Here is a 17,883-nt window from a genome sequence, read left to right on the forward strand (position 1 = left end):
TATAACCTCTGCAGATTTCTAAATCGGTACTTCTTCACCACTATCTTGATCATCTATTTCATCATCGTGGCTTTCTTGACTTACATCCAGACTTGTGTTAAGTTGATGATCAGAAAAATTTAACAAATTTGCTAGCTTACTTGGACTATTAATATAAGTATTATCTGTGTTTCCTTTCATGTGCTCCTTGCACCTTTTCACCAAAAGGTTAAACAACTCATGAGTATTCACCTTCTTTTCTGCTATTTCATATAAAGAAACTATCGTATCCTTATGATCTTTAAACTTAACCATTTCAACGGGATCGCTTGCCCCTGTACTCAAATCATGCGTTCTTTGACTTGCTAGCAGAACCAATTTAAAACGGTTCTGTACCTGTTCTACACACTTTTCTACAATAGACTCAATCATAAAATACTACCTTTATAAACTTTATACTATATCACAAAAAATAAGATGTCAACTTCGGATCTATTGAGATCCAATTCTACATTCTACTTTTTCTTCTTTAGCTTTTACTGATTGATTTTCTGTTATTGTAATTGTTATTTCATGATCAAGCTTTTTCAAAAAACCTAACAGTCTCTCTAAAGAAAAACCACTTGTCTTACCACTTTTAATTTGTGACACCTTTGGTTGATCAATACCAAGTTTCTCAGCCGCACAAGCTTGAGTCCAAGTATTTTTTCCTATAATTTTACTTATTATGCTCAGCAATTTTTTTTTTATTGCTTCACTATCCAGATTGTTTAATGATATTGTTTCCATAATTTTTACTCTCACATACCAACTAGCTTTATTAAATATTATATCATAATATTTAATATACCAATATATTAATACTATATAATTTGTCAATAACTATAATGATATACTGATACTCAAAATTTTAAATTGACTATAATTTTTATCAAAATACTAGTAATTTTAAACTATTATTTTGTAAAAAACTTACTATTAAAGAGAATAAGTTGAAATTGCAAAGTTTAAAATACAGAAATAATCATTTTACAAACTCGTTTTAGAGACTGTACATGATCTCAAGAAAGGAATAAAGCAGGAGATAGAGTATGTAAATTATGAAAACAGAGCAAGATGAGTAGGAGAAAAACTGAGTAGAGTTCTGTAGAAAGAAACAAAATCAAGAAGATTTAGGATATATTTTACATAGTGTTACAGGTCCTAAAAAGTGGCTTCAGTGAATCAACAATGTTTTCAAAATGACAAGATTATTTTAATAAATGAAGTAAAAAACATAGCGGAAGTAAAGAAAGTATTTTGAAACATATATAAAAAAGTAATTGCAAAGAAACAAATAAAAGGATGTAACTGTAGAAATCTTTGCCGTATTGTCAAAAGGTAAGTCTCTAATACTCTTATAGAAAAGTGTAGACAATTGTGATAAGCAAAATTCAATACTAGCTTACAAATCGTCTTCTTGCTTCCACCACTTTGCTTCTAAAAAGATTATGAATAGAGCCTTATATCCGAAATTTATACCTCTATATTTTAATATAGGGATTCATTTCAATTTTTAAAGTTTCTATTTAATAAGAATGCTATATCATATTCGTAATTTAATTTAAATATCTGTTGCTTCTTAAATACTATTTGGTTAGTAAATAAAATCATGTCTAATACAGAAAAAATGAAAAAGGATGTTGCTGTAATTATGGGAAGCGAGTCGGATTATGGCACTATGGTGCATGCTATTAACCTATTAAAAGAATTGGAAATTTCACATGATGTATTTATAATATCCGCACACAGAACACCAGAGAGACTCTTTAATTTTACTAAGTCTGCTCAAGAAAAAGGCTTTAAGGTTATTATAGCTGGTGCAGGAGGAGCGGCTCATTTACCTGGTATGACTGCATCGCTTACTTATTTACCTGTTATCGGTATTCCTGTGCATAGCAAGCAATTAAATGGGCTCGATAGTCTATTATCTATAGTGCAGATGCCAAAAGGTGTTCCAGTTGCAACAATGTCTATAGGAGAGAGTGGAGCATGCAATGCCGCTATTACTGCTGCATCTATATTGTCGATTTCTAATAGTGAAATTGCAGATAGATTAAAAAAATGGAGAGAGGGGCAAACTAAAGCAGTAAAAGAAAAACCAACATTATAATGGCAATAGTTCTTTTAGATACAAAAACCATAAATCGTATAGCAGCAGGAGAGGTAATAGAAAGGCCTGCAAGTGTGGTAAAGGAATTAGTGGAAAATGCAATAGATGCCAGAAGCTCAGAGATAGAAATTAAGATAGAAAGTGGTGGGCGTAACCTCATTACTGTAATCGATGATGGTAGCGGAGTAAAAAAGAATGATTTAGAACTTGCGTTTATGCGCCATGCTACTTCAAAATTGAGTGACAGTGAATTGATAGAGATCAAGCATCTTGGCTTTAGAGGAGAAGCTTTGCCTTCAATTGCAGCAGTAAGCAGAATAAAATTATCATCTAAGGCAAGCAAAGCAGATCAAGCATGGTCTATAAGGTATGAGGGGGAGAAAAAATAGGAGAGCTTGTTCCTTATCCTTTATCGATAGGAACATATATTGAAGTACGAGATTTATTTTTTGCCACACCAAATAGACTAAAATTTCTCAAAACCGAAAGGGCAGAAACACAAAGCATTGTTGATATTGTAAACAACTTAGCAATGATCAATTATGGAATTGAGTTTACTCTTATCTCCGATAATAAGAAGCTTCTTAAGTATGCTAAGCAGACCTCATTATTTAGCAGGCTATGCGAAGTAGAAGAAGAATTTCATGAAAACTCTTTGCAAATTAGTGAAGAAGAAGATGGCATTAGACTTACAGGATACATCTGTAAACCTACTGTCAATCGTAGCAATTCAACTCAGATCTATACATTTGTTAATGGTAGACCAATTAAAGATAATCTACTTATTGGTGCAATTCGTTATGCGTATCACGACCTTATTCCAAGCAATAGATATCCTTTTGCAGCGCTGCACTTAGAGATACCGTATGATCAAGTTGATGTAAATGTGCATCCAAATAAATCAGAGGTAAGGTTTCAGAACAAGAGGCTAATATATGAAATAGTGAGAAGAGGGCTAATAAAAGTGCTATCAAAGAGAATAGATCTTGCAGAAACTGTATTGGCCCAGAATGGAACAACAACGAATCATCTATCATCAGATCCTTTTAGTAGGTCTAGTCTTAAAAATGAATTTTATGGAAGAAGGTCGGATCCTTTTGAAAACCAGTTAATGAGAGAATTTACTTCTCCAAATATAGAGACAAAAAGCTTATCAGAACATTCAAAATCGTTTGATTATACTGGTATGCAAAAATCTCCTCCACGAGCAGAAACTACAATTTTGGAAAGGAAACAAACCGATCTAATAAGGGACTATCCACTTGGGTTTGCACACTTTCAAATCTACAATACTTATATTATTGCTGAGGTAAGAGACAAACTAATTATAGTAGATCAGCATGCAGCCCATGAAAGGCTAGTATACGAGTGCTTAAAGGAGAAATCAAGTATAAAAAGACAAAAACTTCTTTTGCCCGAAATGGTTGAAATCAAAAATCAAGCTGGAATGGAGATGATTAAAACTTATAAAGATAAACTTTTTGAGATGGGTTTTGAGATTGAAATTAAATCAGAAAATAAGATCATAGTAAAAGAAGTTCCTGCAATCTTAGGAGCAGTAGACACAAAGAGAATGCTCATTGATATAGTTGATAGACTAACAGAAATAGAAGATACATTACCTATAGAGGATAAGGTGAATAAAATACTAGCCACAATTGCTTGTTATGGATCAATAAGAGCAGGCAGAAAGATGAAATTGGAGGAGATGAATGAATTATTGAGGCAAATGGAAAAGACACCTTATTCTGGACAATGTAATCACGGAAGGCTAACCTATATAGAAATGAAATTAAGCGATATTGAAAAGTTATTTGAGCGAAGGTGAGAAGTTATCACAAATATGTATAGATTACACAACCCTAGTTTCGTCATCTCAAAACTCAGATACACAATTGTTTGAACATTTCAATTTGCAGGTAATTTGCATATTAGATAATGTCATTCCATCACTTGACAATGATTTATTATGCAGCTACTTGATTAAAATTAAGTTTCCTAAATCCCAGGCATTGTCTTTTATGTTAATAATTAATATACAACTAAAGATACTTATCAAAAACGACAATAAAGAATTCAAAAAAAGCTAGAAATTCTGTAGAATTGACCATATCATATAGAGAAAAAGGAAGTGTATGATCACATCCTTTACTCCGATCATTAATCTGCAAACAAAATAGTTTTGCATTTTTTGATAAGATTAAGTAATATCAGCGTATTAGTTATACAATTAATAATTTTTATGGATGAGCGTAATCCTTGGAATCTTGGAAAGAAACCGTCAGGTTCAAGTAATGAAGATATTTTAAGTAAAGCTGTGTCTGATATAAGATGCTTTTTTAATGGCTTAACCAGAAATAGAGGGAAAAAACCTTATTTCATCATTTTTATTGTTTTGTTGTTTTATCTTTGTACTGGTTTCTATATTGTCCATCCGAGTGAGGAAGGTATAGAACTTACTTTTGGCAAATATTCCAATACAGAAACATCTGGTTTGCGTTATCACTTTCCCTACCCTATTGGTAAGGTTTTTAAAGTAAATGTTAAAGAAGTAAATCGTGAAGAAATTGGGATAAGTAGCTCTTATGGGCGAGATACAGATCGTGGTGAAGGAGTGATGCTTACCGGAGATGAGAACATAGTCAACGTTAACTTTGAGGTCCAATGGAGAGTCAGGGATGCTAAAGATTATTTATTCAAAGTGCGGGATTATAAACCTGGTTTTAGCGTTAAAAATGCTGCTGAAAGTGCTATGAGAGAAATAATAGGTAAGAATACGATCTCTTTTGCACTCGAAGGTCAAGGCAGGGCTGAAATTTCCAGAGATACTATAATTTTATTGCAACAGATTCTTGATGGATATCAAATGGGTATAGAGATTTTATCCGTTCAAATGAAAAAAATTGATCCACCAGAAAAGGTGATTAGCTCATTTAGGGATGTACAAAGTGCTCGCGCAGATAAGGAGCGTACCATAAACGAAGCATACGCTTACAGTAATGATATTATACCTCGTGCAAAAGGTGAAGCAATAAAGATAAAATTAGATGCAGAAGCATACGAGAATGAAATAATAAATGAAGCAAAAGGTAATGCAAATCGCTTTTTATCTCTTTACGAAGAATATAGACAAAATCCTTCTCTTGTTAAGAAGAGTATTTATCTTGAAACTATGGAAAATATTTTCAGCAAGGTAGATAAGTTTGTTATAACAGACGATCTGAAAGGTATGTTCTCTTATTTACCTCTTACAAATTTAGGAAAATAGCCATGAGTAGTAATATAAAAATTGTTTTTGCTTTTATATTTGTTGTATTATTGATTGCCTTATCTAATTCAATCTTCGTTGTTCAAGAAACAAAACAAGCAATAGTTATACAACTCGGTAAAGTCGTAAAAGATGTTAGGGACAGTGGTTTATATTTTAAATTGCCATTTATAAATAACGTAGAATTTCTTGATAAGAGAATTTTAGATTTAAGTCCTGATAAAACTCCAAGGGAAGTGATAACTGCAGATCAAAAGCGTATTATAGTAGATGCTTATGCAAAATATAAAATAATAGATCCTATCACTTTTTATCAAACTGTGAAAAATGAATCAGGGCTAGTTAGAAGATTATATCCTGTCATAGAAGCTCACATAAGGGAGAATATAGGAAGATTTTCATTAATTAGTTTGTTGAATGAAAAGAGATCAGAAGTTATGCAATTAATTCAACGTGGAGTTTATTCTGAAGCTGGAAAATTTGGCATAGAAATAATAGATGTAAGAATTAAGAGAGCAGATCTACCAGAAGAAAATAGTTCTGCAATATTCCGCCGCATGCAAACTGAAAGGGAAAAGGAAGCAAAAGAAATTAGAGCAGAAGGAGAACAAGCTGGACAAGAAATTAGATCAAAAGCTGATAAATTAAAAAGGGGAATTGTCTCTAGTGCAGTAAAAGAATCACATGAAATAAGAGGCCGTGGTTATGCTGAAGCAACTAGAATCTATAATGAGGCATTCAAGGTTGATGAAGAGTTTTTTAACTTTTATCGCTCTATGAAAGCTTATAGTAAATCATTTGCTAAGGATAATACTAAATTTGTGCTTTCACCAAATAATAATTTCTTAGATATTTTGAACAAGGGATGGAAATAGTTTATGAAAAGTAAAGCATTTATTTTATCTATATTTGCATATTTTTTAATTTCATTTTCTTCATATGCTAATCTGTTTGCAAAAACAGTTGCAGATCCTGTATGTAGTTGTAATAAAGGGCTTGCTGATATAGTGGAAGAACTTATTCCTGCAGTTGTAAATATTTCAAGTGAACAAATAATTAAACAAGAAAATAACAATAGAACTAAAATCCCTTTTACGCCAAGAAATAATTTCTTTGATGACTTTAGAGAATTTTTCGAGCATTTTGATCGATTTTTCGATAGAGCTCCTAGCATTAATAGAGAAGTGACGTTACTTGGGTCTGGATTTATTATAGATAAAAGTGGAACCATAGTAACCAACTATCACGTTATTAAAAATGCCCAAGATATTACAGTTACTATGAACGATAATACTTATTTCAAAGCAGAAGTTTTAGGCTATGATGCAAAAACTGATCTTGCTGTGCTTAAGATTAATTCTGATAAAGATCTTCCTTTTGTTGAATTTGGTAATTCTGATAAAGCAAGAGTTGGTGATACAGTTATTGCAATAGGCAACCCTTTTGGTTTGGGTGGCTCTGTAAGTACAGGAATTGTGTCTGCAAGATCTAGAGACATTAGTATTGGTACTATGAATGAATTTATTCAAACTGATGCTGCAATTAATAGAGGTAACTCAGGGGGACCACTATTTCATCTAAATGGAAAAGTTATAGGTATTAATACTGCTATTTATTCCCCATCTGAGTCTGGCGGTAACGTGGGTATAGGCTTTGCTATACCATCTAATCTAGCTATTTCAATTATTGACACATTAAAAAGTGGTAAAAAAATAAAACATGGTTGGCTTGGCGTGCAAGTTCAGCCTATAACAAAAGAATTTGCTGAATCCTTAAGTTTAAAAGATATCAAAGGTGCATTAGTTGCAAGCGTAGTAAAGGGCAGTCCTGCAGAGAAAGGAGGAATCAAAGTAGGTGATATACTATTAGAATTTGACGGCAAAAAAATTGATAGAATGACGCAATTACCTCATATGGTTTCACGAACTGAGCCCGGAAAGAAAGTACAGGTTAAGTTACTTAGAAAAGGTAAAGAAGTCAATATCAAGGTTGCAATCGAGGAATCTACAAATGATGATTCAGGTAATAATCAAGAAGAAAATAAATCAACATCTAGTTATATAAGTGGTTTAACCGTTTCAAATTTGCCAAAAGAACTAAAAAACAATGCACCCACAAAGGGTGTAGTAGTTACTAGTGTAGATAGTAGTAGTAATTCTACACTACGTTCTATTAAGAAAGGTGATATAATTATCCAACTAGATGGAATCGATATTAAAAATACTAATGATTTTCAAAAACAAATTGATTCAGCAGTAAAAAAAGACGGCAAAGATTCAGTAATGCTGCTTATTTACCGCAACGGCAATCAATTTTTCACCTCAATCAAATTGAAGAAGTAGCTATTTATCTAGTTGGTCATGAAAAAATTGCTTGACAAATTTAACTAGCTTCTTTATCCTAAGGGTAAGGGTTTTTCTGTAGATTAATAAAATTTATCCCTATACTGAAAACCTTTCCAACGAGGTTATGAAAGAACTAGACTTCAGTATCAAGCACTGGAACGATATCATCCATAAGATGAAAGAGCTATAGTGGTAAGAAACTGGATGATATAAAGCCTTTTGATAATCAGTTTAAAAAGGATAACTTTCTTTCACAAATTAATTTATAATCAAATTAGTATAAAGCATAATCATATTTACTTATCATCATTATTAATCAATAATTAATACCCATAAATTAATTATATCTAATCGCAAAGGGAGGTGGAGATGCGTTTTAAACTAGAAAAGGAAGGTATCCTACAAAACGATTGTAATAATAGAACTGGTCGTAGGATACCTGCACAAATAAGATTAAATAACAAAACAACATTTAGCCTGCCTAGTGTATCTTACATTATCATCGACAACAATATTGGCCTGAGTTTTCAAATTTGGGATTTGAAGCATGACGTGGCAAGTATACTAAACAACTTATCTGAATGGCCACAATTAAAGCTAGAAAGGGTAGAAAATGATTACAAATTCGCTTTAGTTACTACCTCTGATCAACCTTATTATTATTACTATGATGGCAAAAATACTATCATAGCTACTATTGATCGTATACCTCATGGTTACACAAATGGTTTACATGTTAAGGCATATAATCGTGAAAGCTGTAGTATTTATTATGAACTGCTAGAAAACAGGAAAGTTTTAATAGATCCAAAAGACATAATTAGTAGCGAAAATGTCAGTCTTATTTTGGAAGATCTTAAAAGTTCACCTGATAAAAGACTCAAAATAAAAATAGGAGACTATTTGTTTAAAGAATCAAGAAATATATACAAATTATATAGGAGCGCTCAGGTATATAATTTAACTGGTGGAAAAGTTGGCATATTGAATGATATCCTTTCAGCATTTACTCGTATAGACAATATATTCCAGTTATTCCCTTTTCATGAAATGGAGAGGTTGAAAGCACAAGATACCTATTTCGCAGTAAAAAAGTTAGGCAATAGTTATGTTGGTTGCATATCGTATGAAAATAGCACATGCAAAAATTTTTATAATTTTAACCCTAATTCTTTTGGGTATGAGCACGACAATAGACCAGGTCCATATCCTTATTATTATAACTTAGAAAATTTTGATAACTTTTTGGAGGTTGATGTGAATATTCAAGAACATATAAATTTAGAAACAGAAATTGAACTTTTAAAACGCAGAATAGACAGATTAGAACGTACTGGTGTACAAGGTCCTAAAGGTGAGCCAGGTGAAAGGGGACAAAAAGGTGATAGAGGCTTCGATGGAGCGCCTGGTCCTCAAGGTCCTCCAGGACAAAAGGGCGAACTAGGTTATACCGGTGCACCCGGTGAACCGGGGTTCAACGGCAACCAAGGTTCCAGAGGTGATAAGGGTGACCGAGGTTTTCCTGGTCCAGAAGGTTCTGTAGGTAGCACTGGAGCACGTGGTCCTAAAGGTGAACCAGGCCATTTGGGTCCAAAAGGCAACAAGGGAGAATCTGGTTCTCAGGGTAAGCCAGGTATAGATGGAACAAAAGGTATAAAGGGTGATAGAGGTGTGCGAGGTGAAAGTGGAACAAGTGGGCCAAGGGGTTGGAAAGGTGAGCCTGGTTCTCAAGGTCTAAAAGGTGAGAGAGGAGATACTGGGTCTAAAGGTGATAAAGGAGATACCGGAACAGATGGATTGCCAGGTGCACAAGGTCCTAAGGGAGAGCCAGGCATAAAAGGTGAGCCAGGTATAAATGGAACAAAGGGAGATATTGGTCCTAAAGGATTAGACGGAGCCATGGGAATAAAAGGTGATATGGGTGAGAAAGGAAAGATAGGTTCTAAAGGTCCCAAAGGAGATACTGGTTCTAAAGGTGATAAAGGTAGAGATGCAAGTCCTGAAGAAGTTGCACAAAAATTAATTAATAATGGCACTATTGCTAATCAGGTGCTTGAATATCGTGACCAAGGCGGAGATTTAGTATTAGAGAAGCAAGTTGCAGGAAGAATTATTAGTAATCAAGATATTCAAACAGGAATAGCCATTGCATTAGCTGATAACAGAATGGAAGAGCTAGCAGATGTGTTACTAAGTGATTCTAATCATACATTAGTAGAAAACCTTGCAAATAATACCGAGCTAACACAAAGCATTGCAGAAGAACTAAGGAAAAATCCAGGAGAAGTCCAAGGTCCAAAGGGAGAAAAAGGAGATATTGGTCCTAAAGGATTAGACGGAGCCATGGGAATAAAAGGTGATATGGGTGAGAAAGGAGAACCAGGTGCAAATGGATTGCAAGGTCCAGAAGGTCCTGAGGGAGAGCTAGGTCTGAGGGGCTTCAATGGTACGCAAGGTCTTACAGGTAACAAGGGTGAGCCGGGTATAGAAGGATTAAAAGGAGATATAGGACCTCAAGGTATAAAAGGTGAGCCAGGTATAAATGGAACAAAGGGAGATATAGGTCCTAAAGGATTAGACGGAGCTATGGGAATAAAAGGTGATATGGGTGAGAAAGGAGAACCAGGTGCAAATGGATTGCAAGGTCCAGAAGGTCCTAAAGGATCAGATGGGTTGCCAGGTTCAAAAGGAGAGCCAGGTATGAGGGGCTTCAATGGTACACAAGGTCTTACAGGCAACAAGGGTGAGCCCGGTATAGACGGATTAAAAGGAGATATTGGTCCTCAAGGCATAAAAGGTGAGCCAGGTATAGATGGAATAGGTGCTACATTAGCTGATCAGTTTTTACGTGAGATAAGAAAAGCAAAAAATGAAACTCTGGATGCTAAAAAAGCAGCAGAGGCAGCTAAAAATGCTTCAGAAGGTTTTGCAAACAAAGTCGAAAAACTGCACAATAAAACAGCTATTTTTACAAAAAATGCTAAAAGTTTTAACACTCAAGCTTTGCGATCGCAAAGAGACACAGAGGCGCTCTATAGTAAAACAAAAGATATATTTTGTAGAACAAGTCCAGCAGATCAAATTTGTGGTGCACGTAGAAGAAGGAGGGAAACTAAAAAATCATCAGTGACAAGCGGAGCAAGCAGACCAACTTCATTTATATCTCAAGTAATAAATTTCTTTTACCCTGCGGTAGGACAGGATGAATATAAAGTAAAAAATGAAATACAGGAAGTAGCAAAAATAATAAATGCAGCAGATATTGTAATACAATTTGAAGAAGTATTAGGAGCAACAGCTGTGAAATGTGGCATTTCAAAAAGAAGTCTAAATTTTGATCCAATGGAACTGCAGTCAACCATTATCAATAAGTCATTACTTAATGATGAAAATCATAACGAGTTGTTGAAGTTCTTGTGTGTAACTGCGAAAAAATCATTCCCTAATTACAAACAAACCGGTAAATGTTTGGCTATTTTTAAAGATCATATGGAAAAAAGATTAAATGAGCAGCAAAGAGCTTTCGTTAATACTGAAAAAATAGTGGCAGATAATGAGCAGCCAAGGAGTTTTATGAGTTATGTTGCTCCTCCTAGTAGCCTCAGTGCCATTAATCAGCAAGTTGTTGGTTATTTAAGGTAATATCATGGAAAAACATATATTTAAAATAGACGATAAAAATCCGCTTTATAAAAAATTGATAAAACTTCCCACTGCATATTACATAGTAAAGGAAAATGGTAATGTTAATACTGTTTCTTCACATATTGGTACAGTTGAAGTAGGGAATATTAATGATTTAAAGTTAAAGGAGCAGGGTGATGAGATAGTTTTATTTACAAACAACTCACCTCTAAAATTAAATGGCACGGACTTTATTATAGAACAAAAAGCTATCATAGGCGAGAATCAAGAGAATATTATAAAACAGCTTAAATTAGGAGAAGAAGCGTTAATTTCACGTAAGTACATAAAAGACAGTAATAATTTTGTTATTGAACTCATAATGAGTAATGATGATGGAAATAATTTTATTGGAATGCTCAATTTTATCAATTTTAACGATGAAAATGACCCAGTACTACAAAAAATTCAAGAAGAAAAAGGTGGACTTTATTTTACAATAGAAGGTGATTATATCTATATATCAGATGAAGAAGGAAAATGTCTTCCAGTATGTAAAGATGGTAGTTGCTATAAGTATCAATACACAAAAAATGAACATGATATATTAGAAATTAGTGAGATATCAACAATAATAAAAAACTTAACTAAAACTGAGCAATGCAGTGCACCAGCTAAAGCAGGGCAGGATTTTACTTTGCAAAAGGGAAAAGAATTATCGGATAATATCTATCAAGCAGATATCATGTTAAACGGTAAGCTTGTAGCTACTTTACCAAAAATAGGTTACTGCATGCTTAATGACCAATTGGTCATACATAATCACGTTACAGAAGAAGAGATAAAAATTCCTAGAAACTTTCATTATCTTAAAGTCGTTAAGTCTAGTAATAATGATGATTATAAATTAACATTTTGTAATTTCTTAGGCAATGAGTTTTTTGAACATAAAAAGTATGATTCTCAATACTCAAATGTTCCAGATGAATACCAGTATACAAGTTTAAACTATATGAAAAAGGGATATAAGCCAAATTTCTGCAAGTTGCTTAACGACAAACCATCTTTTTTTATTGCAAAAGGAACTACTAATCAAGATTCTTCAGGCCACTGCCCAGCTGATGTATTTGAATTAACAAAAAGTGGAAAAGGTAAGAAAATGGCTACATTAATTGATCAATTTGGCTCTTTCAATAAAGAGGGTAAGTTTCAATATTGTGATTACCATACAAAAGCAGATTACGATGTTTATGATTCTTATAAAATTAATAAAGAGTACAAAACAACAGATGAATTTCTCTTCAATGATGACATAGTTCTTTATACTATTCCAGAGCTATCTTAACCACGCACAAAGTATATTATAATTGCTTTTTAAAAGTGAATTTAGTAGAATTCAAAGAAGTGTAAGGGTATATTTTTTTAGTATTCAATCTAAATAAAATTGTTCTCAGTTTAAAATCGATATAAGACAGTAAGATGAAAAAAATTGAAATCTCAGAATTACTCAAAAGAATTGCTATCTGTTTACTATGCATAGCAATTATGGTCTCTATTGCTCTTTTGTTTGCCTATATGCATACAATGTTTCTCAGTAAAGGATATGAGCTGGCTGCACATTATATTAGCGAAGCTATGCCTTCTGTGTTACTCACTGTTTTCTTTTTTATCGCTTGGTTTATATATGATCAAATATTTAGTAAAATGAAGGAAGTAGAGCTGCCTATAGAAATAGAATTAGCTAATTCAGATAATAAAACAACATTTGCTAATGTTATAATTGACGATTCCTTAAAACAACGATTGCAGATTATTTGCTGTAACCAAATGACAGAAGAAATGCGTGAGATGTTTGGAAGTGAAAGTATTAACTCACTAAAAGGTTATATACTGCACGGCCCTCCTGGAAATGGTAAAACACTTATCGCCCGCGCAATTGCAGGTGAATCAAATATGAATTTTATAAGTATCTCAGGTCCAGAACTTATTGGAGTATATATTGGTCATGGTGCACATGCTGTACGCGAGCTTTTTAAAGTAGCGAGAAAATATTCTCCTTGTATAGTATTCATAGATGAAATAGATGCAGTTGCCCAAAAAAGAAGTACCGCTAATAACTCAGCTTACCACTGTCGAGAGAGCTTAACACAGTTACTAACTGAAATAGATGGATTTAAGAGCAGAAAAGATATAATAGTAATTGGTGCAACTAACCTGGTCAATGAGATAGATCCAGCACTTATTAGGCCTGGACGCTTAGGTCAAAGGGTTCATATACCTAATCCAAATGTGGAAACGAGACAAAAGATATTGGAGCTTTATACCAAAAATACAAAAACTGATGGAAGGCTAAATATTCAAGATATTGCAGAAAAAACAGAAGGCTATTCTGGAGCTGAGTTAGAACAACTAGTTAATGAAGCAAAAATATACGCTGCTCTTGAAAGAAAGTCCAAGGTAGTGAGTAAGGAAGATTTCAACCACGCGTTTCAAAAGCTAAATCCAGTACAAGAAAGAGGGAGAATAACATTAGCTTCATGTCAGACACAGACGACAGAAGCCCATTTTGTACAATAAAAACTGGAAGTGTAGCAAGATGTGCCAAATTTCGTTATTGAAAATAAAATTTAAAACTTGCTATCATTTTGCCACTCGTTAGTACCACGGTGGTTTTGTAATAGAACGCAAGCTGCAAAAACTTAAGGAAAAAATGGTCAGTGCTTGACACTGGCATCTAGTTCTTTCTATCAAAAATGCTGTAAAGTGTTCACCAATTTAGTTGGATCCCAGTACTGGAATGATATTATGAAGACCTAGCAGTTTATGACGGTGTCATTCCAGCGCGTGGCGCTGGAATCTAGTTCTTATTACCTGAGTCTTCTGGGTCCCAGTACTCGTATGACAAGAAAAGGGAGTATTGGTTTCAGCATTAGCCATGCATCTGGATCCCAGTATCAAGTACTGGGATGATAAGAGAAAGAGGACACTGGGATGAAATTATGAAGGTCGGGATAAACACTATGAGGACTGGAATGACATTATGAAGGCCTAGCAGTTTATGACGGTGTCATTCCAGTGTGGAATCCAGCTTTTTTGTAACTTCATTGAAAATATCGTATAGCTATTTGTTCACAATTAATTCTTCTGGATCCCAGTACTCGGATGACAAGAAAAGAAACACTGGTTTCAATATTTGCATGCATCTGAACAGATACAGATGGCTAAAATGTTAAAAAAAGCATATGCGTCAAAAGTTTAAAGCTCGCTACCCTAGACTTCTTTGACTTGTTAAGAAAGGTCTTTTTTCCCCAGATTCTATTGTCACATGCTGAAATGACATCTCTTGCTTCTTCATGTAATTATGCAAAAAGTCCTTTAAATTTTTACAGCTTGAAAAATCTTTATAAAATTTACTTTCTTTAAATGCTTTAACTTTCTCTTCATTATTTAGTGAGCCATGTTTAGAAAAATATTCATCTGTCGCTTGAATATATAAATTAATCAGCTCAGGAAAAGTGTAATCAGTTTTGTTGGAAGATTTTAAGCACGTAATTGGCAATTTATGTATATCTTTCTCAGCTTTTTTAGGATCAATATATTCATCATTTTTTCTTAATATTGTATACTGCTTGAAAAATTCTTCATATTCCTCAAAATCTTCAAATACTTCTTTTTTTTGGTAATCTTTTCTTCTACCGCTTTGATCTATTTTTTCTATTTCTGTTGCAAGTTGCGCTGGCTGTTTTATCGTTTTATCTCCCTCTCGATTAAAGTACATTGTATAAGGAGTAATTGAATTTACGATTTTATATGTCTTCCAGTGGCAGCCAAAAATCTTTAGTACCAATTTGATTATCGGAGCAAGAAAAATTTTTAATTTTGCTATGAATCCAAAATAATAAAGAGAAGCTTGTTTAAGTGAACTTGCAGCATTGCTAACGATGCATCTTAAATGTATATCCTTATACTTAAAATTTTTATGAACCTCTGCAGCCACATGTCCACCTAGGCAGTCTCCAAACAATATGATATCATCTGGCTTTATACCTTTTTCCAATAAGTTAGTTACAACTGCTATACCAGATTTAACTCTATTGCTACGTATCAATGAACTGTTTTTACTTAAACCAAGTCCAGGATAATTAAAAAGATGTACAGTTATCCCTTGCTCTGTGGCCCAATTCCAATTTTGGGAATAATCTTTACCAGGGCTTAACGCTCTATTTCCACCAATAAAGTATATCAGATGTTTTTCACCTCGATTATTGTTTTGATTTTTACCAAGAAGCGTAATTGTCTCTATTTTTATCCCGTTTTGAGTTTTTATAAATTCCCTCTCAGTTTGCTCTCTTATTTCTTTCATATTTTAACTCTCACTATGCTGGTTTAATTACACAACAAAATCTTTAAAAAATCAACAAACCTTAATTTATGAACAATATAAACCTTCTCAAATTCATTGAATTATGCTTTCAAACGGTAGTGCCGGGGTGTGAGTATAATGATTATCAATATATAAAAGTCATAGCAGACAGGCTTGAAGCGGCAAGTTCAGGTGAAGTGAAAAGAATAATATTCAATATGCCGCCACGTTCAATGAAGTCCATTTGTGTAAGTGTTGCATGGCCCGCATGGATACTTGGAAATCAGCCAACTGCAAGAATAATAGTTGCAAGTTATTCTCGGTTGCTTAGCGAAAAGCACTCACTCGATACAAGGTGCATAATGCAATCTGATTGGTATAGAGAGCTATTTCCGAAAGTAGAATTATGCAAAGATCAAAACACTAAATATAAATTTCAAACAGTGCAAAGAGGATGTCGAATTGCAACATCAGTTGGAGGAACATTAACCGGTGAAGGTGGAGATTTCATTATCGTGGATGATCCACTAAGTCCCGCACAAGCACTGAGTGAAACATTTAGAAAGCGTGCTGCAAACTGGTTTGATCAGGCTTTAGTAACCAGGCTCAACGACAGAAAAAAAGGAGTTATCGTTCTTGTGATGCACAGACTCCATTTAGAAGATTTAACTGGTCACCTCCTCTGTAAACCAAGAAACATATGGCATCATGTCTGTTTACCAATAATAGCTGAAGATAAGGAGATTATTTATTCAGTTAATAATCATATTCCAGAGCATGAACAGGAAATATACTCAAGAAAAGAAGGTCAATTGTTGTATTCCCTAACTGAAGAAAAAGAAGAAATTGAGATGATAAAAGCTGAACTTGGGAGTTATGGTTTTGCTGCTCAATACCAACAAAACCCTCTACCACTTTCAAGTGCTATAATTAAACGAGAGTAGTTGAAGCGCTATAAAAATTTTCCTGATAGCCTCTTGCATGTAACACAAAGTTGGGATACTGCAATTTCAACAAACAATACAAGTGACTTTAGTGTCTGCACTACCTGGACAAAAGTAGATAATACATTCTATTTACTCGATGTATATCGCGCAAAACTTGAATATCCAAAACTTAAAGAGAAAGTTCTATCGCTGGCTGCAAGGTGGAAGCCACACGCAATTTTAATCGAAGCAAAAGCAAGCGGTCAGCAATTGGTTCAGGAGCTCAGGAAAAACAGTGATTTACCTATTATTCAAATAGTACCACATGATGACAAATTAACTCGATTTCACCGAATTGTCCCAATTATAGAATCTGAGCGGGTTTTTCTCACTAACCAAGCAGTATGGCTTAGCGACTTTGAGTATGAGATTTTAATGTTTCCAGAAATCCGTCACGACGATCAAGTAGACAGTACCGTGCAATATCTTCAGTGGGTGAGAAATAATATTGCTAGAGTGGTAGCGATACGTTCATTGTAGCTTGAAAAGGTTCCTCGGAATTGTGTATAATTTTTTTTAACTGAGCTTATTTAACTTATCCATTTTCTGAATGATATTTTAGGGTTTATTGAAATAAATACTACGCAAAAATTCTATCTCTGGGTGCTTAGATGAATATCTTTATATTAGACGAAAATCCTGTAACTGCAGCACAAATGTTATGCGATAAGCACATAGTAAAAATGCCGCTAGAAACTGCTCAATTGCTTAGCAGTGTTTTTTCAATAGCATTGAAAGAGCCAAATCCTTTAGTCAGCATTACAAACCAGAATATAGAAGTTCCATATAAACTTACTCACAAAAACCATCCTTGTTCTTTATGGGCTAGACAATCAAAAGGAAACTTTGATTGGTTAATAAAACATGGAAAAGAATTGTGTATAGAATATAGCTTGCGATACAAAAGAACGCATAAATCCGAAGAAGTTATAGATTGGTGCGATAATAACAAGGATTTGCTAATATTTCGATCAGCTGATATACAAGCTTTTACACAAGCGTTACCTGATCGATATAAATGTAGTAACCCAATAGAAGCATATAGAGAATATTACCTAAAAGAAAAGATGAGATTTGCTAAGTGGGAAAAAGGTAGAGAAGCACCAGATTGGTTGCTAGACAAAATGCTATAGGTTATAAAATAATCCAAACCGATCATAAAAAAG

The 17,883-nt window shown here is 33.8% G+C and carries 11 protein-coding genes and 2 pseudogenes; 10 read left to right on the forward strand and 3 right to left on the reverse strand.

What is annotated here, in order from left to right:
- Positions 1 to 18 precede the first annotated feature (18 nt).
- Complete coding sequence (rpoZ, locus tag OPR44_RS07545; protein WP_264374551.1) at positions 19 to 411, reverse strand: DNA-directed RNA polymerase subunit omega; 393 nt, start codon at positions 409 to 411, stop codon at positions 19 to 21.
- A gap of 60 nt (positions 412 to 471) precedes the next feature.
- A complete protein-coding gene (locus OPR44_RS07550; RefSeq protein WP_064085421.1) occupies positions 472 to 768 on the reverse strand; it encodes a helix-turn-helix domain-containing protein in 297 nt (98 codons plus the stop codon).
- Between the two features lie 862 nt (positions 769 to 1,630).
- Between OPR44_RS07550 and purE the strand changes: the two genes are divergently transcribed.
- The 8 genes and pseudogenes from purE to OPR44_RS07590 all read left to right on the forward strand — a co-directional run bounded on the left by purE (position 1,631) and on the right by OPR44_RS07590 (position 13,945).
- Positions 1,631 to 2,131: a 5-(carboxyamino)imidazole ribonucleotide mutase gene (gene purE, locus OPR44_RS07555; protein WP_007302433.1), complete on the forward strand. Its 501-nt coding sequence runs from the start codon at positions 1,631 to 1,633 to the stop codon at positions 2,129 to 2,131.
- Positions 2,131 to 3,959: pseudogene (mutL, locus tag OPR44_RS07560) on the forward strand (DNA mismatch repair endonuclease MutL). The gene purE and the pseudogene mutL overlap by 1 nt, the downstream one beginning before the upstream one ends.
- A gap of 414 nt (positions 3,960 to 4,373) precedes the next feature.
- Positions 4,374 to 5,399, forward strand: a complete 1,026-nt coding sequence (gene hflK, locus OPR44_RS07565; protein ID WP_265014850.1) for an FtsH protease activity modulator HflK — start codon at positions 4,374 to 4,376, stop codon at positions 5,397 to 5,399.
- A gap of 2 nt (positions 5,400 to 5,401) precedes the next feature.
- Complete coding sequence (gene hflC / locus OPR44_RS07570; protein WP_264374549.1) at positions 5,402 to 6,274, forward strand: protease modulator HflC; 873 nt, start codon at positions 5,402 to 5,404, stop codon at positions 6,272 to 6,274.
- A gap of 3 nt (positions 6,275 to 6,277) precedes the next feature.
- Entirely contained in the window at positions 6,278 to 7,741 is a 1,464-nt protein-coding gene (locus tag OPR44_RS07575; RefSeq protein WP_265014851.1) for a DegQ family serine endoprotease, read from the forward strand.
- 372 nt (positions 7,742 to 8,113) lie between these two features.
- Positions 8,114 to 11,386 (forward strand): collagen-like protein, encoded by a 3,273-nt coding sequence (locus OPR44_RS07580; RefSeq protein WP_265014852.1) that lies wholly within the window; start codon positions 8,114 to 8,116, stop codon positions 11,384 to 11,386.
- Positions 11,387 to 11,390: 4 nt separating this feature from the next.
- Positions 11,391 to 12,713, forward strand: a complete 1,323-nt coding sequence (locus OPR44_RS07585; protein ID WP_265014853.1) for a hypothetical protein — start codon at positions 11,391 to 11,393, stop codon at positions 12,711 to 12,713.
- Positions 12,714 to 12,847: 134 nt separating this feature from the next.
- Complete coding sequence (locus OPR44_RS07590) at positions 12,848 to 13,945, forward strand: AAA family ATPase (RefSeq protein WP_007302426.1); 1,098 nt, start codon at positions 12,848 to 12,850, stop codon at positions 13,943 to 13,945.
- A 688-nt stretch (positions 13,946 to 14,633) separates the two neighbouring features.
- On the opposite strand, the gene OPR44_RS07595 is transcribed toward OPR44_RS07590, so the two are convergent.
- Positions 14,634 to 15,731 (reverse strand): alpha/beta hydrolase family protein, encoded by a 1,098-nt coding sequence (locus OPR44_RS07595; RefSeq protein WP_265014854.1) that lies wholly within the window; start codon positions 15,729 to 15,731, stop codon positions 14,634 to 14,636.
- A gap of 68 nt (positions 15,732 to 15,799) precedes the next feature.
- Between OPR44_RS07595 and terL the strand changes: the two are divergent.
- A pseudogene (terL, locus tag OPR44_RS07600) lies at positions 15,800 to 17,197 on the forward strand (phage terminase large subunit).
- 131 nt (positions 17,198 to 17,328) lie between these two features.
- On the forward strand, positions 17,329 to 17,850 hold the full coding sequence (locus tag OPR44_RS07605) for a pyrimidine dimer DNA glycosylase/endonuclease V (RefSeq protein ID WP_006013204.1): 522 nt from the start codon (positions 17,329 to 17,331) through the stop codon (positions 17,848 to 17,850).
- Positions 17,851 to 17,883: the final 33 nt, after the last annotated feature.

This window comes from Wolbachia endosymbiont (group B) of Camptogramma bilineatum (assembly GCF_947251825.1).
In the GTDB taxonomy this organism is placed as follows: Bacteria; Pseudomonadota; Alphaproteobacteria; order Rickettsiales; family Anaplasmataceae; genus Wolbachia.